Genomic DNA, 16,424 nt, shown 5'->3' on the forward strand with positions numbered 1-16,424 from the left:
TGCCGTTAGGGATCATATCTGGTGACGCCGCGTTTTGATTGCGTGTAACATGGGTCCGGTTAGGTATTCACTTAATACCGGATGCATAAAGGTGGGTGTTGGATTTTCCAACCCCAGCCGCGAAAACACGCCAAACAAACCCGAGGGAAGACATGCCATACCGTGCCCCCATCTCCGACTACGAAGTTTTGTTCCGCCACGTTGTGGGATTCGATCAGATCGCGGCGACCGAAAAATTCTCGGACGCCAGCGAGGATGTGGTCAGCGCGATCCTAACGGAGGCAGGCAAACTGAGCGAAGAGGTGATGGCCCCCTTGCAGCGCCCGGGTGATCTTGAGCCTGCGCGTCTGGAAAATGGTGTGATGCGGACCTCTCCGGGCTATGCTGACGGCTGGAAGGCAATTGCCGAAGGCGGCTGGGTCGGCATGAGCGGCGATCCGGAATATGGCGGCATGGGCCTGCCGATGACTCTGACCACGGCGGTGAATGAGATGATGTCAGCGGCCTGCTTGTCCTTGCAACTTGCACCGCTGATGACCCAGGGGCAGATCGAGGCACTGGAACACCACGCAAGTGACGCGTTGAAGGCGCTTTACCTGCCCAAGATGATGTCGGGTGAGTGGGCCGGCACGATGAACCTGACCGAGGCGGGCGCGGGCTCGGATGTCGGCGCGCTGACCACGAAGGCCGAGGCAAACGGAGACGGGACCTATTCCGTGACGGGGCAGAAAATCTTCATCTCATGGGGCGACAACGATTTCACAGAAAATGTTTGCCACCTTGTGCTGGCACGCCTGCCTGATGGGGTGCCCGGAACCAAAGGGATCTCGCTGTTTCTGGTGCCGAAGTTCCTGCCCGATGAGAATGGCAACCCCGGTGTGGCCAACGATCTGAAGGTTGTCTCGGTCGAGCATAAGATGGGCCTGCATGGTTCGCCGACCTGCGTTATGCAGTATGACGGTGCCAAGGGTTGGCTTGTGGGCGAGGAACATGGCGGTATGGCCGCGATGTTTACGATGATGAACAATGCCCGTCTTGGTGTGGGCGGTCAGGGCGTGGGCGCCGCCGAAGGTGCTTATCAGCACGCGCTGGCCTATGCGATGGAGCGCAAGCAGGGCAAGACGCCCTCGGGTACAATTGTGGACCATGCGGATGTGCGTCGGATGCTAATGGGCATGCGCGCCGATACCTTTGCCGCGCGTGCCATCATGCTAGCCAATGCGGCTGCGATTGATATGGCGAATGCCACTGGTGATGCCGAATGGAAGGCCAGGGCCGCATTGCTGACGCCGATCTGCAAGGCCTTCGGTACAGAGACAGGGATACGCGTGGCTGAGACCGGTGTGCAGGTTCACGGCGGCATGGGGTTTGTTGAAGAAACCGGCGCCGCTCAATACTACCGTGATGTCCGCGTAACCGCGATTTACGAGGGCACCAACGGCGTTCAGGCCATGGACCTTGTGGCGCGCAAAATGATGGATGGGGGGGAGGCCGCATCGCGCCTTCTGGATGAGATCGAGGACCACGCCGAACAGGCCCGCGCCACGATGCCGGATCTGGCTGGCCCGGTTTGGGAGGCCACCGAGAGCCTGCGCGAAACAACCGAGTGGATCGTGGCGCAGTCTGACATGAACGCGCGGTTCGCTGGTGCGGTGCCCTATCTGCACGCCTTTGCCCGTGTTCTGGGCGCGCACTACCACCTAAAGGCGGCGCTGACCGATCCCAGTGGTCCGCGCTTTAAACTGGCGCGTTACTACATCAATGCGATGCTGCCAGAACATACCGGTCTTCTGGTTCAGGTGCAGAATGGTGCGGATGACCTATATGCACTCAGCGTCGAGGAACTGGCAGCGTAATGGACGGAAATACCCCCTTGGCTATCCGATACCCTTGGCCTGACCCTCCGGCAGAGGGTGAGGCCGTTGAGATAGCCCAAGGTGTGCTGTGGATGCGCTTGCCGCTGCCCATGGCACTGGATCACGTCAATGTCTACGCGCTGGACGATGGTGATGGATGGACAGTGATCGATACGGGCATGTCTTCGAACAAGACACGCCGGATATGGGAGTCGCTGATGGCCGGACCTTTGGGCGGCAAGCCGATCACTCGGATCGTCGTGACGCATCACCATCCAGACCATATCGGCAATGCGGGGTGGTTCCAGTCCGAGCATGGCGCGGAACTGGTCACAACCCGTACGGCCTGGCTGTTCGCGCGTATGCTGCAACTGGATGTGCAGGAAAGCTGGCCGCAGGAAACGCTGGACTATTATCGCAGTGCCGGGATGGATGCTGAATTCCTGGCCAAACGGATGACGCAGCGGCCATTCAATTTCTGTGACACCGTTTACCCGATGCCTTTGGGATTCACCCGCATCAAACAAGGCAGCGTGATCCGTATGGGCGGGCGGGACTGGGACGTGCACATGGGCAACGGCCATGCCCCGGAACATGCTACATTCTGGAGCCGCGACGATGATCTGGTGATCACGGGCGACCAGATCCTCAGCTCAATCAGCCCCAATCTGGGCGTCTATGTTACTGAACCGATGGCGGATCCAGTGGCTGAATGGCTAGAAGCCTGTGAACGGTTGAAAGAACTGGCCCGGCCTGAACAACTGGCACTGGGCGGGCACAAGCTGCCCTTCACCGGTCTTCCTATCCGGATGAAGCAGCTGATCGAAAATCATCACAGCGCGCTTGAGCGGTTACAGGATTTTCTGGACACACCCAAAACCGCGGCCGCGTGTTTTACCCCTCTGTTCAAACGCCAGATCGGTGAGGGGGAGTACGGGCTCGCGCTTGTCGAAGCGGTTGCACATCTGAATCATCTCTACCACATTGGAATTGTCACCCGAACTCGGCGCGCGGATGGGGCGTGGGAATTTCAGCGCAAAAGGTAGAGCGATGCAGGACAAAATCGAAACGTCGGCCGAAGCTGCAGAAGCTGCGGCCTTGCCTCGTTGCTATGAAGTGCATGCAAGCCCGAACGCCGAATCCGGTGCAAAGGATCTGCCCGGACAACTGAAAAAACCTGTCGCCAGCAAAAGCCCCGCACAATGGGCTTATGAGCGGCTGATCCTCTACATTCAGAACTTTGAAAAGACACTGGACGCTGATCACGAGGTCGCCATGGGATTTACCGGCGGCGATGCCGGCGTGATGCGGATCGAAGGGATGGGATATTTTGATCCCGATATCATCACATTTTACGGCTCGGACGCGACCGGGGCACGGACCCAGTTGGTGCAGCATGTCAGCCAGTTGAACGTGATGCTGCGCGCATTGCCCAAATCCGTACAGGACAAGCCCGCCAATCGCATCGGGTTCCGGCTGGCGGCGGATCTGGAAGAAACCTGATCCGCTGACTTGCAATTCACGTCTTCGCAGCCTTGAATGAGTTAGTCATTCCAGGGGGCCTCACGTGTCCAGTTTTACAACCGTTTCAACCGCCTATAAGGGTGCGTGGGCACGTCGCCGCGTGTTCGTGCCCATCTATCTTGTTATGCGTCTGTTGTTGATCGCCTTGATCGCGCCGGGTGTGGCGATCACGGTCAACCTTGCGGTGTTGCTGTCGAACCAGACCGCTGTGACCGATCAGGACATCGCCGCGTTCATCTTTTCGCCTGCAGGTTTTGTTGCCGCCGTTGTGGTGCTCAGCCTGTTTCTGCTGGCCGAGGTGTTTGTCTTTTCCGTCATGGCCGGGTCTTTGCGAATGAAAGAACGTGATCCGTGGCGCGCTGGCAGCTCTGCCATCGGTCTGATCTTGTCCCGCCTGCCGTCGCTTTTTGGTTTTGCGGTACGATTTGTGCTGCGCATTCTGGTACTGGTGCTGCCATTTGTCGTTGTGGCTGCGGTGATCGCGTGGTGGACGCTGACGGAATACGATATCAATTACTACCTCACGTTCCACCCGCCCTCCTTCTGGGTGGCCGTGGTGCTGATTGGTGCGGTGCTTCTGGTGATGGCTTGGGTGCTGATCCGGCGCCTGTCGGCTTGGGCGCTGTCGTTGCATCTGGTGCTGTTCGAAAACGTCCACCCCGCAAGTGCTTTCAACATCAGTGCCCTTAGGATGGAGGGTAAGCGTGGGCGCCTGAAAGTCGAGCTGGCGGTGTGGTTGATCGTGAGGCTGATGATCGCAGCCCTGATAGCTTGGGTGGCAGGAGTGCTTTTCGATTTCGTGCCGCTGCAAGGCACCAATCACCTGCGTTTGGCGCTGACATACTTTTTGCTGATCGTTGGTCTTTGGACGCTCGCGGGGTTGATCCTGGCCGCCACTGCCCTTGGGGCTTTGGCGATACTGCTGGACGGTTTCTTTGAGACACAAACATCAGAACCCCCACACCCCGAGCCGCGCCGCCTGCGGACGCAGTTGTTTGCGGCGGTTGGCTTGGCACTGGCTGCCTTGCTGATTGGGGGTTGGTTCGGCCCGCATTTGCTGGAGCGCATACAGGCACCGGACCGTGCCGAGGTCATTGGTCACCGTGGGGCCGCCGCGCTGCGGCCTGAAAACACGATGGCATCCGTACGCAAGGCAATTGAGGACGGCGCAGATTGGGTCGAAATCGATGTGCAGGAAACGGCGGATGACGTGGTTATCGTAGCCCATGACAGTGATTTCATGAAGCTGGCAGGTGTTGACCTCAAGGTTTGGGATGCGACGATGGAGGACATCGCCCAGATCGATATCGGCAGTTGGTACGGCCCCGAATACGCCGAGGAACGCACGCCGACGCTGCGCGAGGTGCTGGAGGCCGCGAAAGGGAAATCCAAGGTCATCATCGAGCTGAAGTATTACGGCCACGATGTCGATCTGGAAAACCGCGTCGCTGCCCTTGTCGAAGAGATGGGGATGCAGGACGACATTGCCACCATGTCACTGAAGTATCCGGCAGTGCAAAAGATGAAGTCCATCCGTCCCGATTGGCGCGCCGGTGTTCTGGCAGCAACGGCCATTGGTGATCTGACCGGGCTGGAAGGCGATTTTGTGGCGGTCAACGCTGCGATGGCGACGCCAAGGCTTGTGCGCTCGGTTCAAGATGCAGGAAAGGACATTTACGTCTGGACCGTCAACGATCCGCTACAGATGTCAGCCATGGCCTCAATGGGTGTGGATGGCTTGATCACCGACCGCCCGGCGATGGCCAACGAGGTTTTACGGGTGCGGGCGGAAATGGGTCCGGCAGAGCGGTTGCTGCTGTGGCTCGCGACCACCTTCGGTATGTCCGTCGATACGCAGGCGATGCGCGATGCAAGCCCATAACCTGGCGGTTGCTTTTGTGCTGGCGGCTGCACCGGCTGTTGCGCAGGATTTTATGCGCACGATTGAAATGCCCGCGCATCGCGCTTTGATTGTGCAAAAGGGTGAGGCCGCTCCGATTCCTTTCGAAACAGACGGGTGTTCCGGTGGTCTGTCTACCAGTTGGCGCTTTGTGGCCGAGACCTTCCCAAAGTTCCGCGCGCTGTATGAGGCACATCCCCCTTGGGAATATTGCTGCGTGACGCATGACCGCGCGTATCACAATGCAGGCGGTGCGACGCAGGCCGATGACAGTTTTGAGGCACGCATGGCAGCAGACGATGCCCTGCGCAACTGCGTCAAACAACACGGCGATGACAATGCCGAAGGCTACGCCGAGCGCTATGACATGACGCCCGACCAGATTCGGACCGCTCATTCACTTACTGCCGAGGCAATGTTCACAGCGGTCCGCTTAGGCGGTGGCCCGTGTTCCGGCCTGCCATGGCGTTGGGGGTTCGGATATCCTGGGTGCTCGGTACTCGGACCGCTGGCCCCTGCGCCCGAATGACGTGGTGACAGCCTTTGGATTTTCGATTATTCAACACTTCAAACACGCGAACTAGGACTCTTATTCTCATGGCTGAACACAAGCACGGCGACATGGACATCAACGTTCAAACCAAGACTTTCAATGGGTTTATCAAGGCCATCACGTGGTGTGTGGTTGCGATTGCCATTCTTTGTCTGTTTCTGGCGGTCTTTGCCTCTTAACTGAAAAGCGGGGTAAACCGTGGTCAGGATTTTGCTTGCCTGCCTGTTGGCGGTAACAGTGGCTGGATGCACCGGATCGCAGCGGCCACAGGCGGATCAGTCCGAGATTTCAGCCCGATCCTACCGGGACCCGGGTCCGTCAACGCTGACGCTGTACACAATGATCAATACCCGAACCGGATCGGGCGCGCACACGTCGCTTATGATCAGCGGCAGCGAACGCGTGATATTTGACCCGGCAGGATCGTTCCGGGCGGATATCGTTCCGGTGAAGAACGATGTGCTGTATGGGATTACCCCGGCCGTGGAACGTGCCTATCGCAGCAGCCACGCGCGGGAAACGCATTATGCGCGCATCCAGACGGTAGAAGTGTCTCCGCAGCAGGCCGAAGTCGCGTTGCAACTGGCCAAGCAGATGGGGCCAGTGGCAGGTGCGTTTTGTGCCAATTCTACCGCACAGCTTTTGCAGCAAGTTCCCGGTTTCGAGCAGATCGGGACCACGTTTTACCCCATCAATCTGTCCGACCAGTTCGCGCAGTTGCCGGGTGTCGAAACTGCGGAGTACCGAGAATTCGACGACGCCGACTTGCAACAGGGCCTGGCATTTAACAATGCCCGTCTCAATGAGTTGGACGCGACATCATCCCAATAGGTAAAGCAATCCATACAACGTACCAGCACCGGTAAAGATTGCCGCAAGCACGTTCTTCGTGATCAGCCCGACAACCAGCGCAACAGTGGCCGCAGCCATGCGGCTAGCGTCCGGTTGACCCTCGGTTGCGGTCGGCCAGACCACCAGTGGGGCAATCAAGGCAGGCAGGATCGCCACCGCAGTATAACGAAGATGGCGCAGGACCCACGGCGGCATTGCACGGTCGCCGACCAGCCCGATAAACACGAACCGCAGTCCGTAGCTGCCAAGCGCCAGCCCAACGATGATGATCCACATGGTGACTGTATCGACAGAGTTCATGACGTTGCTTCTTTATTAAGCGTCCACAATTCAGCCTGCGCCCCGGCCATCATGCCCGCGCATCCTGCGATCAGCAGACCAAGATTATACGGCACAGCAACCGTCAACAGCGACACGGTGATCGCCACGAGTGCCGTAATGACATGAGGCATGGTGCGCAGCATCGGGCCAATCATGGCCAAAAAAGTGATCGGCAGCGCGAAGTCCAGCGCCCAGCTTTCGGGGATTTTGGTACCCAGAACCGCGCCCAGAAACGTGGCCAGCATCCACAATGGCGTTATCGGCGTGACCGAGCCCAGGAAATAGGCCATGCGCTGGGGCGTGGTCATGTGTGGCTCTTTCTCGAACCGAACAATGCTGCAGGCATAGGACTGGTCCACGATCAGATAGGCAGCGAATGCCCTTTGCCACAACGGTGCCGACCCCAGATATGGAGTCAGCGAGGCTGAATACATTGCCATGCGTAGATTTACCGCCAGAGCCGACGCCAGAATGATCACGGTGGGCGTATTGTCCTGCAGCAATTGCAGCGCCGCGAACTGCGCGGCTCCGGCGAAAACGGTGGCGGTGAATGCCATCGTCTGGACGATGGTCAACCCGGTTTCAGTTGCAAAGACTCCAAACAGGGTACCGAAGGGGATAGCGACGAAGATAAACGGGGTCCCGTCGCGAAAACCCTTCCAATAGTATGACTTGGATGTGGTGCTTGCCATGTCTTGATCCTATGGTGTTGGCCGCAGCAGTATCGGTCTTGGAAGAGGGTTGCAATTGGCTAAGGAAATAGATGCCTCGGATTACGTCATCGCCCCCGATCCCGGCGCGGAGCGTCTGACCCGCGCGGTTGAGGGCGTAGACCAGAATGGTGCGGTCAGCCGGATCTCGGTCGTGGAAGAGCGGCCCCTGACGATCTTCCTCAACGCGCAGGAAATCGTGACTGCGATGACGATCGGCGATTATCCGGAATACCTGGCGCTGGGCTTTCTGCGCAATCAGGGCATGCTATTGGCGGATGACGAAATTACCCGCGTCGACTATGACGATGATCTGGAAACCGTCGTGGTCCGCACCGCGCGCGAGACCTCTTACGAGGACAAGCTAAAGAAAAAGACCCGCACCAGCGGTTGCGCCGTGGGCACTGTGTTCGGTGACATGATGGAGGGGCTAGAGGGCGTTCGCCTGCCGCAAGTTCAGGTGCGAACCTCGTGGCTGTATGATCTGGCGGCCAAGATCAACCGAACACCTTCTTTGTATCTTGAGGCAGGTGCAATTCACGGTACGGTCCTGTGCCATGAAAACCGGCCACTGGTCTATATGGAGGATGTGGGCCGTCACAATGCGGTCGACAAGATCGCCGGCTGGATGCTGTCCGAAGGCGCAGCGGCAGATGACAAAATCCTTTATACCACTGGCCGTCTGACCTCGGAAATGGTGATCAAAACCGCGATGATGGGCATCCCGGTTCTGGCGTCCCGGTCCGGTTTTACCGCCTGGGGGGTCGAGATCGCGCGCGAGGTCGGCTTGACCCTGATTGGCCGCATGCGCGGGCAGCGGTTCGTGTGTTTGTCGGGCGAAGACCGATTACTGCGCGACGCAGACCCCGCGAGCATCGCGGTTGAAGACAAAAAGCACCGCAGGAAAAGCTCTCAGGTTTAACACTCGATCATTGGGACGCGATGATCTGAGGGTTTTGTGGAACGGATCGCCGATCTTGGCAGGGGGTCTGATCGGGCGAAAAAACCATAGGGTCCGTGGACCTGTGGCTGATTGTCCTGCTCCACGTTTATCCAACTGCGTTCCAATTGGATTAAGTTCGATCTACAAAACGCGGGCGACAGATTTCTCGTCGCACAGCATGAAGGTGCAGGAATGACCAAACCTCTTGGCGTCATACTCGCAGGCGGTCTGGCCACCCGCATGGGAGGCGGAGACAAAGGCCTGCTGCAAATCGGTGGTCGCAGCTTGCTGAGCCACGTTGTCGACCGCTTGGCCCCACAGGTGGAGGGTTTGGCGCTGAACGCAAATGGCGATCCGGAGCGGTTCCGTGATCTGGGCCTTCCGGTGGTGTCAGACAGTATTGAAGGGTATGCGGGTCCTCTGGCAGGGGTTCTCGCCGGTCTTGACTGGGCCCATTCGCAGGGGGCGGATCGCATCGTGACCGCGGCGGCTGATACGCCGTTTTTTCCATGTGATCTGGTGGCGTGTCTGTGCCAGGCCGCTGAAGGGCAGGGTTACCCGCTGGTGCTGGCGACCACGCCGCGCCGTGCGGATGAGGAGTTGAAATCCGGTGGGGGCCGAGGCGTCAACCGGCACCCGACATTCGGACTTTGGCCCGTGGCGCTACGCGACGATTTGCGCACGTCACTGAACGACGGGCTGCGCAAGGTCGTGCTGTGGACGGATCGGCACAACGGGCGCGAGGCCTTGTTTTCAGCCGAACCGTTTGATCCGTTTTTTAACGTCAATACGCCCGAGGATTTGGCGCTGGCGGAAAAACTGTTGGAGCAGGCATGAGGGTTTATGGCGTCACCGGTTGGAAAAATGCGGGCAAAACCGGTTTGATGGAGAGATTGGTGGCCGAGATCACCGGGCGCGGATTTACCGTATCGACCGTGAAACATGCCCATCACAGCGTTGATGTGGATCAGCCCGGCACCGACAGCTATCGTCACCGGACCGCCGGGGCGTCCGAGGTTCTTTTGGCCTCGGGCCAGCGCGTCGCGATCATGCAAGAACTGCGTGGCGCTGCCGAACCTACGCTGGACGAACTGTTGGCGCGCCTTTTGCCCGTGGATCTGGTTCTGATCGAAGGGTTCAAACGGGAAGCCCACCCCAAGGTCGAGGCGTTTCGGGCCGAGGCTAACAATCCTCTGATCGCGCCCAAAAACTCCACCATCCACGCCGTTGCCAGTGATACACCGCTGGAACTGGACCTTCCTGTTTTCGACCTGAATGACACTTCGGCCATTGCAGAGTTCATTTTGCATGAGGTTGGTTTGTGATCGGTTTCGACAGTTTCGCCATGGTCGACTGGTCCAGCGGAAACGACACCGGCCCCCGACCGCGCAAGGATGCGATCTGGGTCTGTGTCGTGCGACAGGGCAAAGTGGACGAAGGGCCAACCTATTTCAGAAACCGTAAGTTGGCAGAGCAATGGCTGCACGATCTGATCGCAACAGAGATTGAAGCTGAACGGCGGCTATGTCTGGGGTTTGATTTTCCTTTCGGTTATCCCAAAGGTTTTGCCCGCGCTCTGACCGGGTCGGACGATCCGCTTGGGCTATGGGAATGGTTTGAACACCGGATCGAGGATTCGCCAAAAGCAAACAACCGGTTCGATCTGGCCGGGGAGATCAACTGTCGTTTTGGCGGCAAGGGACCGTTTTGGTTCAATGGTCTCAAGCGTGAGATTGACGGTCTGCCGAAGACGAAAGCTGACTATCGCTCTCCATTCCCCGAGCGGCGCAGTGTTGAGTTGGCGCCGGAAGCCAAGGGCAGCTTTAGCTGCTGGCAAATGGGTGGGGCCGGCGCGGTAGGCGGTCAGATGATGACTGGACTGCCAGTGCTGACCCGTCTGCGCCGCACTTTTGCCGGAAAGGTCGCGGTTTGGCCGTTCGAGGTGCTGGACACTCCGGTTGCGTTCGTGGAAATCTGGCCCTCGCTCACCCTTGGGGTCGCACCGGAAGGCCGGATCAAGGATGCCTGGCAGGTCGAGCAGGTCGCGCTGTCGCTGGCGGGCATGCCGATACAGGATTTGGCGCGGCACCTGAATGTCAGCGCAGCAGAGGAAGGTTGGATTTTGGGAGTGTCACAACGCAAACCGAACATCGCGCCGCCCCCTTTGCGCAATGACTGTTTTGCCTTGCCAGCGGGGGTAAACTGGACGCCGGTTGACGAAGCGCTGGGCCTGTTGCGCGAACGCTTAACGGTGGTGACGGCAGCAGAAAGCCTGCCGGTGATGCAGGTCAGCGGGCGCATTCTGGCCGATGATGTTTTTGCCAAACGTTCAAACCCGCCTCAACCCAACACGGCCGTGGATGGATACGGTTTTGCCGGTGCCGCACCAGAGGGTGCGCAGGTCATGCCGTTGTGTGACGGGCGTGCGGCGGCCGGTATCCCTTTTGATGGGGTGGTGCCGGGTGGTCATGCGCTGCGAGTCTTAACGGGGGCAGCTCTACCCGCAGGCGTGGATACGGTTATTCTGGAAGAGGATGTAACCGTTCAGGACAATCACATCGCCTTTAACGGCCCGTTGAAACAGGGTGCCAACACCCGAAGGGCAGGTGAGGACGTGGCAGAGGGCGATTTGGTTCTGACCGCAGGGCGCAGGTTGACACCAGCCGATCTGGCGCTGCTGTCTGCGACAGGGGTTGCCGATGTGCCGGTGCGCAAGACGCTGCGCGTCGCGGTTCTGTCCACCGGAGACGAGTTGATCGAACCCGGAGGGACCGCAAACCCGGGTCAGATATACGACGCAAACCGCCCCATGTTGATTGCGCTGATGGATCGCATGGGGTTTCAACCAGTGGACTTGGGCCGCGTACCGGACGACCGGGAAACACTGCGCGACCGATTGAACAGCGCCGCAAAACAAGCGGATGTGATCGTGACCAGCGGTGGCGCCTCTGCTGGGGATGAGGATCACGTCTCGGCCCTGTTGCGAGAGGCGGGCGCGATGCAGGAATGGAGGATCGCGTTGAAACCGGGGCGTCCGCTGGCGCTGGGTATGTGGGAAGGGGTGCCAGTGTTTGGCCTGCCCGGAAACCCGGTTGCGGCCATGGTCTGTACGTTGATCTTTGCGCGCCCTGCGCTGGGCCTGATGGCAGGTGAGGGATGGCAAGAACCGCAGGGGTTCGACCTGCCCGCCGCGTTTGAAAAACGAAAGAAAGCGGGGCGCCGCGAATATCTGCGTGCCCGAGTCAGGAATGGCCGGGCCGAGGTGTTTGCTTCAGAAGGATCGGGCCGGATCAGTGGCCTCAGCTGGGCCGAGGGGCTGGTTGAAATCGAAGACGGCGCGCGCCACATCAAGCCGGGCGATCTGGTCCGGTTCATCCCCTACAGCAGTTTTGGGCTTTAGTCGAAGGTCCCTGCAACGCGTCCCAGCAACATGAACGCCCGTGCGGTGCGGGTTTCCCCCAATGCGGTCAGGTCAGAGTCACTGGCCTCGGGCTCAAAATCGACGATCATGTGGTCGAAACGACGCAGGAAATGATGCGCGGCATCGCGAAAGATCGGGTCCTGCTTCATCCTTGCCGCCGTCAGCGCCAGCGAGGATCGGTCACGGATCCCTCCAAGCGCCGCGACCGAGCGGCCACGCGCACCCTGTGCGAACTGCCGCCAGATTTCTGGGCGTGCCATGTCCGGGCGCAGGTCGTCCATATAGATGCCCTCCTGGCTCAGCAGGGTCAGAACATCCTGCGAAGCCTGCACCAATTGCGCTGCCTTGCGATCCTTCAGCGCCAGACGCAGGGCGTCGAAACCTTCGGAATCGTCCTGCGTTTCAGGGAAGTTCAACGCGCGAATGAAAACCTCGGTGCTCAGCGGCGGTGCGAGATCTTCGGCCTGTGTGCCCAGTTCCAAAGACGTCTGATCGCCTTTGATTTGCGGCTCGGGCATGCGCGGGGGATCCGTGCGTTTGGTGGAAAACGTGGCCAGCGCAGTTTCGGTCTTTTTTGCGGTCTCGGCGATTTCGTCCAGCTTTTTGCTGACCGCCGGCTCATAGGAACTGGCGGCGCGCTGCTGCTGTACCACGTACGCCTGGCGGATAGCGTCAATCGCGGTTTGTAACCGTTCGCTTTCTTCACGCATGACGCGACTGGCTCGCATGGCCGTGGCGGCGACCCAGATCATCGCCACCGGCATGAACACCGCCAGCAAAGTCACCACAAAGCCACCGCCCTGAACCTTTTCAGGTAACACCAGAAATACAACCGATACAATCAGCCATAGAACGCTGAGTGCTATCGCCACGATCTCGATCCCCGTTACGGACGGTCGCGATGGCCTGTCATAGATGCCCAGCGATGTTTTGCGCTCAGTTTCGTGCTCGGGCGTGGGCTCGGACATAGGAGCACTCCGGTCAGACGTACTCGATGGTCAGGATTTCGTAGGCCCGCACACCGCCGGGGGTGCGCACCTCGACACTGTCGCCCTCTTCTTTGCCGATCAGCGCGCGGGCGATTGGGGACCTGATGTTCAGCAAGCCGTTTTCGATGTTGGCCTCATATTCACCAACGATCTGCCAGGTCTTTTCCTCGTCCGTGTCCTCATCGACAAGCGTTACCTTGGCGCCAAATTTGATTGCACCGGACAGTTTGGCCGGATCGATCACATCCGCCAATGAAAGGATGCCTTCAAGTTCCTTGATGCGGCCTTCGATAAAGCCCTGCTTTTCACGGGCCGAATGATATTCCGCGTTTTCCTTGAGGTCGCCCAGTTCGCGTGCCGTTGCGATGGCCTCGATGATCGCAGGGCGTTCAACGGATTTCAGGTTTTTCAGTTCCGCCGCGAGCGCGGCATTGCCCGCGGGCGTCATTGGAATTTTTTCCATGTTCTTGTCGTCCACGCAAAAAGTGAGTCGCCCCGCCGCAAAAGGTTAGCGTCGGGGCGATGTGTTGGTTGCTAAATACCTGACCCAAATGCAGTGCGAATTGCAAGAGGGCTTGAACGCGTAACGCGCGGAATACGGCCTAGTTGTAACTTATGACCTCGAATTCGATGCCATTGTCATCGTCGAAATAGAACCGTTTGCCGGGTTTATAGTCCGCGTGGGACTTGGGGGTGAAACCCGCATCCATTACTTTCCGCTCGGTGGCGTCGATGTCTTCGACCAGAACACCCACATGGTTCAGCCCGCCGACGATGTCATAGCTGCTTTCGCCAGAAGGCTTTGGATCGCTGGGGGCATAGAGCGCAAGATAGGTATGCGGGCTGCCTACATGCACGGTGTAGCCGCCTGCAATGGCCGGGCCTTCCCAGCGGGTTTTCCAGCCAAATACCTTTTGCATCCACGCGGCTGAGGCCTGTGGATCGCGGACCGTGAAATTGGTGTGTTCAAGCGTCGCCATCATGGGATCTCCTTTTTCCGTCTTGAGGCTTGTCCCGACTCACCGTAATTTCTAAACCTCACTTGAGGTCAAGGTATTTATTGAGGGGTGAAATGGCAGTTTCCGAAGGGCTGGCAATCGGCGCATTGGCAAAGCGAACGGGATTGGCCGTTTCGGCCATTCGATACTATGAGGCGCAGGGCCTGATCGCGCCTTGGCGCAATGCCGGTGGGCAAAGAAGGTACCAGCGCGCAGACATCCGGCGGCTGAGCTTCATCATGATTGCACAACAGTTCGGCCTGTCACTGCCGGAAATCCGTAAAGTTCTGACCGGTCTGCCCGGAAATCGCACGCCGACACCGCAGGACTGGAAGGATATCAGTGTAAAGTTGCGCGCTCACCTTGATCAGCGAATCGCCGCCCTGATGCGGCTACGCGACAATTTGGACGGGTGCATCGGCTGTGGCTGTCTGAGTTTGCCCAAATGCGCACTTTACAACCCCGGTGACCGCGCCAAATCTAAAGGCAGCGGTCCCAGGTATCTAATGGGCGACGCGCCAGAGACATAACTGCCGCATAGCAGCAATGTTACGCCGTGTTTTGATTGACCAAGGTCTTTCAGAGCATGTAATCAGCCGTGAAACAAAATTGCGCCGACCGCGCGTGAAAAGCGCCAATTCGGAAAGTTAGCTAGGGAGCCCGCGATGGCCGAAATTGAACGCGAAGCGATGGAATATGACGTGGTGATCGTGGGTGCAGGCCCTGCAGGCCTGTCTGCGGCCATCCGTTTGAAGCAGCTGGATGCCGATCTGAACGTCGTTGTTCTTGAGAAGGGTTCGGAAGTGGGCGCGCATATCCTGTCTGGCGCGGTGCTTGACCCGTGTGGGCTTGATGCGCTGATCCCCGACTGGAAGGAAAAAGGCGCGCCGCTGAATGTGCCGGTGCATGAAGACAATTTTTATATGCTGGGTGAGGCGGGCCAAATCCGCATCCCGAACTTCCCTATGCCACCGCTGATGAACAACCACGGCAACTACATCGTCTCGATGGGGAATGTCTGCCGCTGGATGGCAGAACAGGCCGAGGAACTGGGCGTGGAAATCTTCCCCGGCATGGCGTGCTCGGAGCTCGTATATGGCGACAATGGCGAGGTTAAAGGCGTCGTCGCAGGTGTGTTTGGGCTTGAGGCCGACGGCTCGATTGGTCCGAATACCGAGCCGGGCATGGAACTGCACGGTAAGTATGTTTTCCTGTCAGAAGGCGTCCGCGGTTCGTTGTCCAAGGAAGTCATTGCCAAATACGACCTGTCGGCGGGCAAAGAGCCACAGAAATACGGCGTCGGCATGAAAGAAATCTGGGAGATCGACCCGGCCAAACACAAGGAAGGTTCGGTCACGCACACCATGGGCTGGCCGCTGGGCAGCAACGCAGGTGGCGGGTCGTTCATCTATCACCTTGAAAATAATCAGGTCTATGTCGGTTTCGTGGTCCACCTGAACTACAAAAACCCGTACCTGTATCCCTACATGGAATTCCAGCGGTTCAAGCATCACCCCATGGTGGCCGAGCTGCTCAAGGGCGGTAAGCGCGTGGCTTATGGTGCGCGGGCGATCACCGAAGGTGGCTATCAGTCGATGCCCAAACTGGTTGCGCCGGGTGTGGCGCTGCTGGGATGTTCGGCGGGTATGGTCAACGTGCCGCGCATCAAGGGCAATCACAACGCGATGCTGTCGGGTAAAGCCGCAGCAGAGGCTGCCTATGATGCCATCAAGGCCGAACGGTCTGGTGATGAGCTGTCCGCGTATGAGACCGACGTGCGCACCGGAGCCATTGGGGCCGATCTCAAAAAGGTCCGCAACGTCAAACCGCTGTGGTCGAAATATGGCCTGACCGCCTCGCTGGTGCTGGGCGGCATGGATATGTGGACCAACACGCTGGGCTTTTCGCTGCTGGGCACATTGGGCCACGGTAAGAATGACGCCGAAGCGACCGAGGATGCCAGCAAGCACCAGCCCATCGACTATCCAAAACCCGATGGCACGTTGTCATTCGACCGTCTGACCAATGTCTCTTTCGCGATGACGAACCACGAAGAAAGCCAACCTTGTCACCTGAGACTGGCTGACCCCGAGGTCCCCGTGAAAGTCAACCTGCCCAAGTTCGATGAACCGGCACAGCGCTATTGTCCGGCAGGTGTGTATGAGGTGGTCGAAGATGACGGTGATCCGCGGTTTGTGATCAACTTTCAGAACTGTGTTCACTGCAAAACATGCGATATCAAGGACCCGAGCCAGAACATCACCTGGACCACGCCTCAGGGTGGGGATGGGCCGAATTATCCCAACATGTAAGCAGAAAACCGGGCAGTGGCGGGGTCGTGAAGGCTGCGCCATTGC

At 58.7% G+C, this 16,424-nt stretch carries 18 protein-coding genes; 13 read left to right on the forward strand and 5 right to left on the reverse strand.

Going from position 1 to position 16,424, the window contains the following annotated elements; translation table 11 throughout:
• Positions 1-152 precede the first annotated feature (152 nt).
• From LCM21_RS15830 to LCM21_RS15860, 7 genes are all read left to right on the forward strand, one after another.
• Positions 153-1,856, forward strand: a complete 1,704-nt coding sequence (locus tag LCM21_RS15830; protein ID WP_224891472.1) for an acyl-CoA dehydrogenase family protein — start codon at positions 153-155, stop codon at positions 1,854-1,856.
• Positions 1,856-2,902 (forward strand): MBL fold metallo-hydrolase, encoded by a 1,047-nt coding sequence (locus LCM21_RS15835; protein ID WP_224891473.1) that lies wholly within the window; start codon positions 1,856-1,858, stop codon positions 2,900-2,902. The genes LCM21_RS15830 and LCM21_RS15835 overlap by 1 nt, the downstream gene beginning before the upstream one ends.
• A 4-nt stretch (positions 2,903-2,906) precedes the next feature.
• The gene (locus tag LCM21_RS15840) at positions 2,907-3,359 is read left to right on the forward strand and encodes a DUF6173 family protein (RefSeq protein ID WP_224891474.1); all 453 of its coding nucleotides are present in this window, start codon (positions 2,907-2,909) and stop codon (positions 3,357-3,359) included.
• Positions 3,360-3,423: 64 nt separating this feature from the next.
• Positions 3,424-5,262 carry a glycerophosphodiester phosphodiesterase gene (locus LCM21_RS20785; protein WP_224891475.1) on the forward strand — a complete coding sequence of 613 codons (1,839 nt, stop codon included), beginning with the start codon at positions 3,424-3,426 and terminating at the stop codon, positions 5,260-5,262.
• Positions 5,249-5,809 carry a hypothetical protein gene (locus LCM21_RS15850; protein WP_224891476.1) on the forward strand — a complete coding sequence of 187 codons (561 nt, stop codon included), beginning with the start codon at positions 5,249-5,251 and terminating at the stop codon, positions 5,807-5,809. The genes LCM21_RS20785 and LCM21_RS15850 overlap by 14 nt, the downstream gene beginning before the upstream one ends.
• 68 nt (positions 5,810-5,877) lie before the next feature.
• A complete protein-coding gene (locus tag LCM21_RS15855) occupies positions 5,878-6,012 on the forward strand; it encodes an aa3-type cytochrome c oxidase subunit IV (protein ID WP_068338030.1) in 135 nt (44 codons plus the stop codon).
• 19 nt (positions 6,013-6,031) lie between these two features.
• Positions 6,032-6,664: a hypothetical protein gene (locus LCM21_RS15860; protein ID WP_224891477.1), complete on the forward strand. Its 633-nt coding sequence runs from the start codon at positions 6,032-6,034 to the stop codon at positions 6,662-6,664.
• Here the strand turns inward: LCM21_RS15860 and LCM21_RS15865 are convergent.
• The gene (locus LCM21_RS15865; protein WP_224891478.1) at positions 6,653-6,985 is read right to left on the reverse strand and encodes an AzlD domain-containing protein; all 333 of its coding nucleotides are present in this window, start codon (positions 6,983-6,985) and stop codon (positions 6,653-6,655) included. The two genes, LCM21_RS15860 and LCM21_RS15865, sit on opposite strands and share 12 nt — an antisense overlap.
• Positions 6,982-7,698, reverse strand: a complete 717-nt coding sequence (locus LCM21_RS15870; protein ID WP_224891479.1) for an AzlC family ABC transporter permease — start codon at positions 7,696-7,698, stop codon at positions 6,982-6,984. The genes LCM21_RS15865 and LCM21_RS15870 overlap by 4 nt, the downstream gene beginning before the upstream one ends.
• A gap of 49 nt (positions 7,699-7,747) precedes the next feature.
• Between LCM21_RS15870 and LCM21_RS15875 the strand changes: the two genes are divergently transcribed.
• The 4 genes from LCM21_RS15875 (at position 7,748) to LCM21_RS15890 (ending at position 12,059) form a co-directional block, all read left to right on the forward strand.
• Positions 7,748-8,638, forward strand: a complete 891-nt coding sequence (locus LCM21_RS15875) for a formate dehydrogenase accessory sulfurtransferase FdhD (protein WP_224891480.1) — start codon at positions 7,748-7,750, stop codon at positions 8,636-8,638.
• Positions 8,639-8,851: 213 nt separating this feature from the next.
• Entirely contained in the window at positions 8,852-9,496 is a 645-nt protein-coding gene (gene mobA, locus LCM21_RS15880; RefSeq protein ID WP_224891481.1) for a molybdenum cofactor guanylyltransferase MobA, read from the forward strand.
• Complete coding sequence (mobB, locus tag LCM21_RS15885; protein WP_224891482.1) at positions 9,493-9,984, forward strand: molybdopterin-guanine dinucleotide biosynthesis protein B; 492 nt, start codon at positions 9,493-9,495, stop codon at positions 9,982-9,984. Before mobA ends, mobB begins: the two co-directional genes overlap by 4 nt.
• Positions 9,985-10,004: 20 nt before the next feature.
• Positions 10,005-12,059: a molybdopterin-binding protein gene (locus LCM21_RS15890; protein ID WP_263619040.1), complete on the forward strand. Its 2,055-nt coding sequence runs from the start codon at positions 10,005-10,007 to the stop codon at positions 12,057-12,059.
• On the opposite strand, the gene LCM21_RS15895 is transcribed toward LCM21_RS15890, so the two are convergent.
• The 3 genes from LCM21_RS15895 to LCM21_RS15905 all read right to left on the reverse strand — a co-directional run bounded on the left by LCM21_RS15895 (position 12,056) and on the right by LCM21_RS15905 (position 14,052).
• A complete protein-coding gene (locus LCM21_RS15895; RefSeq protein WP_224891484.1) occupies positions 12,056-13,048 on the reverse strand; it encodes a hypothetical protein in 993 nt (330 codons plus the stop codon). The genes LCM21_RS15890 and LCM21_RS15895 overlap by 4 nt on opposite strands.
• A gap of 13 nt (positions 13,049-13,061) precedes the next feature.
• Complete coding sequence (gene greA, locus LCM21_RS15900) at positions 13,062-13,532, reverse strand: transcription elongation factor GreA (protein WP_068338048.1); 471 nt, start codon at positions 13,530-13,532, stop codon at positions 13,062-13,064.
• Positions 13,533-13,671: 139 nt separating this feature from the next.
• Entirely contained in the window at positions 13,672-14,052 is a 381-nt protein-coding gene (locus tag LCM21_RS15905; protein WP_224891485.1) for a VOC family protein, read from the reverse strand.
• Between the two features lie 89 nt (positions 14,053-14,141).
• On the opposite strand from LCM21_RS15905, the gene soxR reads away from it, so the two are divergent.
• The gene (soxR, locus tag LCM21_RS15910) at positions 14,142-14,597 is read left to right on the forward strand and encodes a redox-sensitive transcriptional activator SoxR (RefSeq protein WP_224891486.1); all 456 of its coding nucleotides are present in this window, start codon (positions 14,142-14,144) and stop codon (positions 14,595-14,597) included.
• Between the two features lie 135 nt (positions 14,598-14,732).
• Positions 14,733-16,379, forward strand: coding sequence for an electron transfer flavoprotein-ubiquinone oxidoreductase (locus LCM21_RS15915; protein WP_224891487.1), 1,647 nt, complete (start codon positions 14,733-14,735; stop codon positions 16,377-16,379).
• The last annotated feature ends 45 nt before the right edge of the window (positions 16,380-16,424 follow it).

Origin of the sequence: Ruegeria profundi (assembly GCF_020171505.1) — a bacterium.
Classification (GTDB): Bacteria; Pseudomonadota; Alphaproteobacteria; order Rhodobacterales; family Rhodobacteraceae; genus Ruegeria; species Ruegeria profundi.